The sequence below is a fragment of the Planctomycetia bacterium genome (genome assembly GCA_034440135.1).
Taxonomy (GTDB): domain Bacteria; phylum Planctomycetota; class Planctomycetia; order Pirellulales; family JALHLM01; genus JALHLM01.
This window is the reverse complement of the sequence record JAWXBP010000303.1, coordinates 1-7,818: the sequence shown is the minus strand read 5'-3', so window position 1 is coordinate 7,818 and position 7,818 is coordinate 1. Positions and strand designations below refer to the sequence as shown.

Annotated in this window: 5 protein-coding genes; 2 read left to right on the top strand and 3 right to left on the bottom strand. The window is 59.2% G+C overall.

Going from position 1 to position 7,818, the window contains the following annotated elements; translation table 11 throughout:
- A partial coding sequence (locus SGJ19_18350; protein MDZ4782212.1) for a hypothetical protein occupies positions 1 to 386 on the top strand: 386 nt, incomplete at its 5' end.
- 86 nt (positions 387 to 472) lie between these two features.
- The gene (locus SGJ19_18345; GenBank protein ID MDZ4782211.1) at positions 473 to 3,679 is read left to right on the top strand and encodes a ThuA domain-containing protein; all 3,207 of its coding nucleotides are present in this window, start codon (positions 473 to 475) and stop codon (positions 3,677 to 3,679) included.
- Positions 3,680 to 4,568: 889 nt separating this feature from the next.
- On the opposite strand, the gene SGJ19_18340 is transcribed toward SGJ19_18345, so the two are convergent.
- The 3 genes from SGJ19_18340 to SGJ19_18330 form a co-directional block, all read right to left on the bottom strand.
- Complete coding sequence (locus SGJ19_18340; protein ID MDZ4782210.1) at positions 4,569 to 5,159, bottom strand: protein kinase; 591 nt, start codon at positions 5,157 to 5,159, stop codon at positions 4,569 to 4,571.
- 219 nt (positions 5,160 to 5,378) lie between these two features.
- Positions 5,379 to 6,821, bottom strand: coding sequence for a hypothetical protein (locus tag SGJ19_18335; protein MDZ4782209.1), 1,443 nt, complete (start codon positions 6,819 to 6,821; stop codon positions 5,379 to 5,381).
- 816 nt (positions 6,822 to 7,637) lie between these two features.
- Positions 7,638 to 7,818 (bottom strand): hypothetical protein (locus SGJ19_18330; GenBank protein MDZ4782208.1); only part of this gene is annotated, 181 nt, incomplete at its 5' end.

Below are 7,818 nucleotides of genomic sequence, written 5' to 3'. Positions count from 1 at the left end.
GTGGACGCCCCGTCGTCATGATTTTCGCACGAAAATCGGACGGGCACTTGGCCAGTTTGGTCAAGCAACTCGACAAGGCGCTCTCTGAGCACAGCGGCCAAAAGCTGGCTGCCTTCGTGAACTTCCTGGGCGATGATGCCGACGCCTTAACGGCCGCGGCCACTGAACTCGCCAAGGAACACGAGATCGAAAACGTCGCCCTCGTGGTTCCGGCCGATCAGCCGAACGGACCGGAAGACTACCAGATCTCGCCCGACGCGGAATTGACCGTCATGCTCTACAAGGGCATGAACGTAAAGGTCAATCACGTTCTGGCGAAGGATGGCCTCGACGAAAAAGCCGAGAAGGCGATCCTCGATGACTTGTCGAAGATTCTGGATCAATAGACTTCGACGCGTTCCGCGGACGAACTCTCACGAGCGGGGCGCCGATTGCGTTTCGGCGCTCCGCCCTGATTTCCAAACGAGCTGAGATGTACGATTCCATGTTCACCCGAGCCAACTGCGTCTCGTTTCATCACTTTCTTGCCGCAGTGATCACGTGTAGTTACGGAGTGCTGGCACCGCCTAGCAGCGCCGAGGAAGTCATTCGCCCACTCGTACCGGGATTCGTGGTCGAAGAGTTGCCCATTGCATTGCCGAACGTCAACAACCTGCGATTCTCGCCGAATGGTGACCTACTCGCACTCGGTTACAACGGCCATGTGTATGTGCTTCGCGACCGCGATGGCGATGGAATCGAGGAGCAAGCCATTGCTTATTGGGACAAGGATACGCTGAGCGTGCCGGTTGGCTTGGCCTGGTCTAAAGAAGGACTCTATGTCTCCTCGCATGGGAAGGTGTCATTGCTGATCGACTCAGACGGTGACCTGCGGGCCGATGTGGAAAAAGTGATCGCGCAAGGATGGCCACCCACGGACGTTTCATCGGGAGGTGTCGACGCCACGGCCGTTACGTTGGATGCCGAAGGGAATCTCTATTTTGGTTTGATGTGTGCAGACTATTCGAATCCGTATCGAGTCCAAGATGACGTCGCCAGCTATGACAAAGGCAGTCTGCGCGGGACCATTGTTCGACTGGCAAAAGGCCAAACCAAGCTCGAAACAATCTGCACGGGTGTGCGAGTGCCGTATACGCTGGCGTTCAATCGCGGCGGCGATCTGTTCTTGACCGACCAGGAGGGGGCGACGTGGCTACCTGGCGGCAATCCGTTGGATGAATTGAACTATATTCAGCCAGGCCGGCACTACGGATTTCCGCCCCGGCACCCCGTGTATCTTCCTGATGTTGTAGACGAACCCCCCGTCGTGGGCTTTGGTCCCCAACATCAGTCGACGACGGGGCTGGTGTTTAACGACGCAAACTCTCTGCATCCATCGTTTGGACCCAAATCATGGCAGGGAGACGCCCTGGTCACGGGCTTTTCCCGCGGAAAGCTCTGGCGCGTACGTTTGGTAAAGACAGAACATGGATACATTGGCCGGCCTTCGCTGATCGCCGCCTCCACGATGTTGTTGGCAGACGCGGCGATTTCGCCGCGCGGCGATTTGTATCTCTGCTGCCACAGTGGTCCGCCTGATTGGGGTACTGGTCCTCAAGGTGAAGGGAGGCTATTTCGCATTCGTTACGTGGACGCCACGGCGCCGCAGCCGGTAGTTGCCTGGCCTACGAGCCCGTTAGAAGTTCGGGTGGCGTTCGACCGCCCGGTGACTGAGGCGTGGCGCAAGGAGTCTGCGGCCGTCGAACTGAGTTACGGTGAAAACGTGCGGGCTGGCGATCGATTCGAGTCGCTCAAGCCCCCCTATGCCGCCGTAGAAGAGCAATGGAAATCGCACCGCGGCACGTTGCATTCGGCAGGCGCTCGGTGGTCTGACGATGGGCGAATGCTGTCAATTGCCACCGATCCCCACCCCCTGCGGGCTGGCTACTCGCTGATGATTCCAATGGCTCCAGGCGATCCTACGCTTCCGATCGACATGGAATACTCGCTGCACGGCGTCCAGGCCACTTGGCGAGGCGCGGCCGTCCAGGAAGACGCGAGCAAAATCTGGCTCCCGCATATTGACCTGAACGTGGCTCGCGAATTAGCGATCGGCTCTGCGGAGCACGAGCAGTGGTTTCCGAAGTTGCGCCAACCGGGCGAATTGTCGATCGAAGGTACGGTAGAGTTACCCTCGGCGGCGACCTTGACCATCACCGCGGACCGACGCTTTGAGTTGCAAGTCGATGCCGGGATGGCGACTGCGTCACGTGCGATGGAGTCCGGGCATATCGCGGCCGTCGCCGTCGACTCGGGTGGTCGATCATTTCAGTTTGTCGCGATGACCAGCGAAGAACCGATTCAGATTCACGCCAGCTACCATACCGCCCTTGATCCAACGGAACGTAGTCTCCGACTGGAACAATTATTCGTTCCTTGGGCGCCGCCGCCATCGGCACAAGAAGCGAGCGTCGCAAGCGTGAGTGTTGCGAAAACCGAAGGCGACCCGGCCAGCGGACAGCAACTGTTCTACGGCTCCCGAAGCAAGTGTTCGACTTGCCATGCTGTTCGGGGGCGGGGCGCGACCTTCGCGCCGGACCTGGGCAATCTCGCGCACCGCGATCAAGTCTCCGTATTGCGAGATATCCGCGAGCCGAGCGCATCGATCAACCCGGACTTTGTCAGCTACAGCCTTGCCTTGCACGATGGCCGTGTGCTGCAGGGAATCGTGAAGGCGGATGGCGCCGACAAGCTGCGGGTGGTGGATGCCCAGGCGAAGGAAACCATCGTCGACCGCAATCAAGTGGAAAGTATCAAGCCAGCCACGACATCTGCGATGCCGACCGGCCTGCTGGATGGCCTTAGCGGGCATGAAGTGCACGACCTATTGGCGTTTCTGCTGACTGAACCGATTTCGCGCAGCGCGGCTGGCGACGCGTTTCCCGTACGTTCGGACGAAGAAGTTCGTCGGGTCTCTACCGCGGCAATGGAAACCCCGATTGTCGAGAAGTCTGCGCCCCTGAACATTACCCTAGTCGCCGGTAAACAGGACCACGGCCCGGGAGAGCATGACTATCCCGCCTGGCAATCGCGATGGCAGGCATTGCTCAGTCGCGCCGCTGACACTTCGGTTGGTGAAGTTGAGGACTGGCCAACTCCGGAGCTTTGGCAACGTTCCGACGTCGTGATTTGTTACTGCTGGAATCACAACTGGTCTCAAGAGCGATTCGCGGAAATCGATGCGTTTCTGAAACGTGGCGGCGGACTCGTCGTCTTGCACTCGGCGATGATCTCCGACGACGATCCGGAGGCGCTCGCTGAGCGACTGGGACTCGCCGCCCAGCCGGTTCGCTCCAATTACCGACATGGGCCGCTTGAACTGCATATTACGAACGATAAGCATCCGCTGACGATGAACTTTGAAGCGACGCCCTTCGTGGATGAGACTTATTGGCCCCTGATTGGCGACCGAGGCCGTGTGACGGTGCTCGCCACGGCGGTCGAAGAAGGCCAAGAGCATCCCATGGTTTGGACGCACGAAGTTGGTGACGGGCGAGTCTTCGCAAGTGTCTTAGGACATTACACTGCGACGATGGATGACCCGCTGTTCCGGATTTTAGTGTTGCGCGGCATTGCCTGGGCTGCGCAGCAACCTATCGCGCGCTTTGAAGATTTGGTGCGCCCAACTTCGTCGCCATAGGCGATGTGCGCAATCCATCATCAGGCCGAATGAATCTATCAAGTGTTGCTTGCAACGTTGTGGTGTTTAGCTAACGGAGGCTCCCTGACAGCAGGAAGCCATCCAACTGGGCCTCGGCGACGCGAAGTTCGCGGAGCGCCGCCAGGTAGCTGAGATTCGTCTGGGTGAACGTGCGTTGTACCGTCAGCATGCTGACAAAGTTGATTTCCTCCCCGAAAGGAACCCTCTTCGTAACAATGCGCGCGAGAGCCCAAGAGATAAGTCGTTCGCCGACAAGAGGATGCGGGATTCGAGTCCCGTTCGGTCCGCCGAAAACGAGCGGAACCGCCTACGGATAGAGACCCTCTGAATTAACGAGCGTAGGCACGCCGCCTGTCAATCGGCGCGGACTTTTTGTCGCCGTCGGGAAAACGGACAAGCCGGTTAACAGATGCACGAGCGCGCGATGACCTCGAATGGCATGACACTTCGTAGTGCGCCAGACATCGGACGGCGTAACCCGCAGTCGCAGGTTCGACTCACGCCCGTTCAGACGCGAACACCTTTGATGGCTTTGCGTGATAATCGAGGCTTACGGTCTACTCGAATTGCCGTTGGTCATGTGTTGCGAAGGATCTTGCGACGGATTGCGCCCGGCAGTTGGTTGCCGATTATAGAAAGCGGGCGCTCGTTAACGCCGCGATCGACTCCGACTCCGAATACGAGGTCGTCGACTCGGGCTCCAATACGTCGACCATTCAGCGCTTCGCGCCTTTGCTCGAGTAGGGACTGCTCGCGGTTCTCCTCGATGGCCGGTTCCACGCGCTGACGCAATAGGGGAGTGCCACTCGCGCTTGCGCCGAAGTTGATCCGGACCGCATTTAAATCCTGGAGATCGACGCGACCATCGTCATTGGCGTCGCCAAGGACGCCGGCGCCCACGGTCCCAAAGTTGTTGCGAACGTTGTTGAGATCGACAAGGTCGACGCGTCCGTCCAAGTTCGTATCGCCCGGCAGGCGGTCGACGGGGTCGTCGATTTGATCCTCGGCTCGCGATGAACAGCGTGTCGCCGTCGCGGCCGACTTCATGGACGCTCACGATGTTCGCGTGCCGCAACTGGGCGGCAGCTCGGGCGTCGCGGAGGAAATACTCCGCCTCTGAACTAGTAAGCTGTCCTCGGCGCGGGATCTTCACGGCTACGATTCGATCGAGCACCGTATCGCGGGCCTTCCAGACGGCGCCGAAGCCGCCCACGCCGACTTGCTCCAAAAGCTCAAAGTGTCCCAGCCGCCGCGGCTCAAGTCGCACGGTATTGCCGTCGGAGACCAGCTCGTGAGCAACCGCCGTGTCCTTGCTGATCAACGTGATGTTACTGCCGCAGGAAGGGCACACCAACTCATCGAGCAGTTTCTCCTCGACCACCTCAAGCGGATGATGGCAGTGCGGACAGCGAATCTGCATGGCTGGGTCGTTCGCGAAGGGATCGGGCGAGCCACGCATGATTATTCACTTGCGAGTGCCATTGAGGCAAGCGTTGTTTGTCGGCTCACGAATTGCTTGCTCGAAATACCGTATGACTATCACCAGTCACGCCGGTTGCTTCAGCCGCCGGATTTACCGAGCACAAGGAGGCTTCGCGAGACACCGATTTCTGTCGGTTTAGCGACCTGTCTCGGCTCCGCGTTCGCATCGGATTTCGTTTTTGCACAGCGCGCTCGGCTAGACGCCCATCGCGAGCCGGTCAAGATCGGCAAACAAACTCATGATGTCACCCCACTTCTTGTCGCAGGCTGCCGAAAGTCGTCCGAATTCCTCGCGTGACGTGACCCATCCACCGCTCCAGGCTTCGCCTCTTGCCTTGTACAAATCTTTCACGCCGATCTCAAAGTCCTTGATCCAGCCGTTGATTTTCTGTCGCGTGGCAAGATCGTAGCGCTTGATCACTGTGCCGAAGCCGGAGCCGGTGTGGGGCGTGGCAAATTGGTTGATGGTCCTTTCGTAGGCCGCTACGCCGCGGTAGTTGGTCGGATAGTGGGCGGCCGGAGACCGGTTCTTCGCCACGTTGGTCGCCACCGAGGTGGTGCTCGCCACTGCCGACCCCTCGGCGGCTGCTAGACGTATTAAGCCGCTGAACAGGGCCCTGACAATAAGAAAAGCTCCGGCAATCTCGCCGAGTACCGATGCGACGGTGAGAATTGTCACGGCGCGCTGGGCGCCCTTCAAGGTGTCCCTCACATACTCATCCAGTACCTCCGCGGCAGCCTTGGCTGCGAAGGCCGCGTACATGACGCTGGTGCTGGATTCCCTGACATTGCCGCCAACTTTTTCTTTCAGGGATTGCGTCAGGAATTGATGGGGTGTATCCCAAATCTTCAAGCTCGGAAAGTCGGCTCCGCCCAACGTGTCTGAGATCAGTTCCACGCCGAGCTTGGCCTCCGTGCGGGACTGTTGCTGCATTTCATGCCAGGTCGCTCCGGTAAGAATCTGGTTCTCGACAAACTTGATCGCCTTGTCGAGTGTCCACTGGATGGCTCCTCGTGAAACGTCACGATAGTAGTTGGCGCCGAGAATCGTCGTGTTCAAAAGGTCCTCGAGGGTCAGCTGGCCGTTTTTTGCCGGGATCGTGTCGCCGCCGTAGCCGAGGGTCAGCCAAGCCTGAAACGAATGCGGGTCGGCAATCCAGCGCGACGGATCGGCGGGATCTCGAATGAGTTTGTAGTCGAATCGGAGCCAGATTCCTTTTTCGGCCAGGGTTTTTTTAACCCTGGCGAGAAAATGTACTTCGTCAGGGGTGTCAGTCCTCCGCAACAGTGCATCGGGCGCCAGTAGTTGGGTGTGCTCCAGTCGCACATGCTTGTCCGCTTCGCTGACCGGGATCCGTTCCGCGGACAGCCTTTGGGCCTGCAACACCGTATTCGGGTCCCGGTTCACCGCTACGCCGTTCTGGGCGATCACCGATCTGCGCATCAGCTCGGCGTATTGCTTTTCGATAGCCGGATTCACGACGGCGGCGTCGAGGACCATCTGCACGTGGCCCACCTGCTCGCCAGTCATCGTCCGCAGCACAAAAGGAAGAGCAGAGCTCAGAAACCCGCTGGCGTCTTTCGCCTTCAGATCAATAGCTCTCTTACGTCCATGAGGACCAGGATAAGCGCCGCCCATGTCTCCGCTCCGTATGTTATGAGTAGGCAGGAACCACACCGACTGGAAGCTTCTATCCATACAACTGCGCAATAGGGCGAAGGCGAGACAAGGACATGGTTCAATCGCGCGCATTTGTTCGGTCGCGAGGCAAAGGATGGCAGGGCCGCCGGTCGAATCCGCAACCTGCCCGCCGCTATCGGAAGATGGTGGTCCAATGCCAAGGTTCGGCGGGCCGCGTGGGTGCGATCTGCGTACCGGCCAATACACCGACGGTGGTCGAGGTCGACTGGAACACGGTGGGTGGTTCGTTCCCCAGCGCCGCCCGGTCGAACGTGTTCGAACCGGTTTCCAGGTTTTTGGTCCCTGCTTCCCGCAGGACGGGACCACGGCATCGTCGGTGGTTCGAATCTCTTCGGTGCCCGAGCCGACGTCGCTGGCGCTGTTTTCCGCGAGCGGGATGGTTGTGATCGGACTCGCGCACCGGAGGCCGCGTTCAGCATGAGCGTGCGGGTCTCGCGGCAAATCGCGATCGGCCAACTACTTACGCCGCATTTGTGCGGTTTTAGGCCGCATCAGCCATTGAAACAAGGCTTCCTGTGCTTCGCTGATTTCAAGTTTCCCGATAATATCATGATGGTGACGCCGATCGCGCAGACGACAGTCTGGAGGTAGTTCCTTCCAGGTTTCATCTGTTGCCCTTTGATGCGGCTGGGCTGTTTCGTGCGGGGTGCAGCTAACGGCAACGTTCAGCGGCGCGGCTACCCACAAAGCCTTGAAGCGCGGAGAGCCGGAAGGGCCGCCGTGTCCGTTAAAGCCATTCGCTCGGCCCCTTATTCAGGATGACCGCTTTTTGTCTTCCAGCGGGCCGCCGGACGACGGCCGAAACAGCAGCCTGCCCACGAGCGCCCCGAGCACAATCCCGACAATGACCGCGAGCATCCAAGGCCAGAAGCCATCGATGCCGACCATGGGCCCCAACAGCTTGACGGCAATGAGACAGGCGGCAATCACCACG

What these genes read in the sequence shown, in the direction of transcription:
- SGJ19_18335 (MDZ4782209.1), bottom strand. Translation starts at nt 6,821, where the DNA reads ATGGGCGGCGCTTATCCTGGTCCTCATGGACGTAAGAGAGCTATTGAT.
- SGJ19_18340 (MDZ4782210.1), bottom strand. Translation starts at nt 5,159, where the DNA reads ATGCGTGGCTCGCCCGATCCCTTCGCGAACGACCCAGCCATGCAGATT.
- SGJ19_18345 (MDZ4782211.1), top strand. Translation starts at nt 473, where the DNA reads ATGTACGATTCCATGTTCACCCGAGCCAACTGCGTCTCGTTTCATCAC.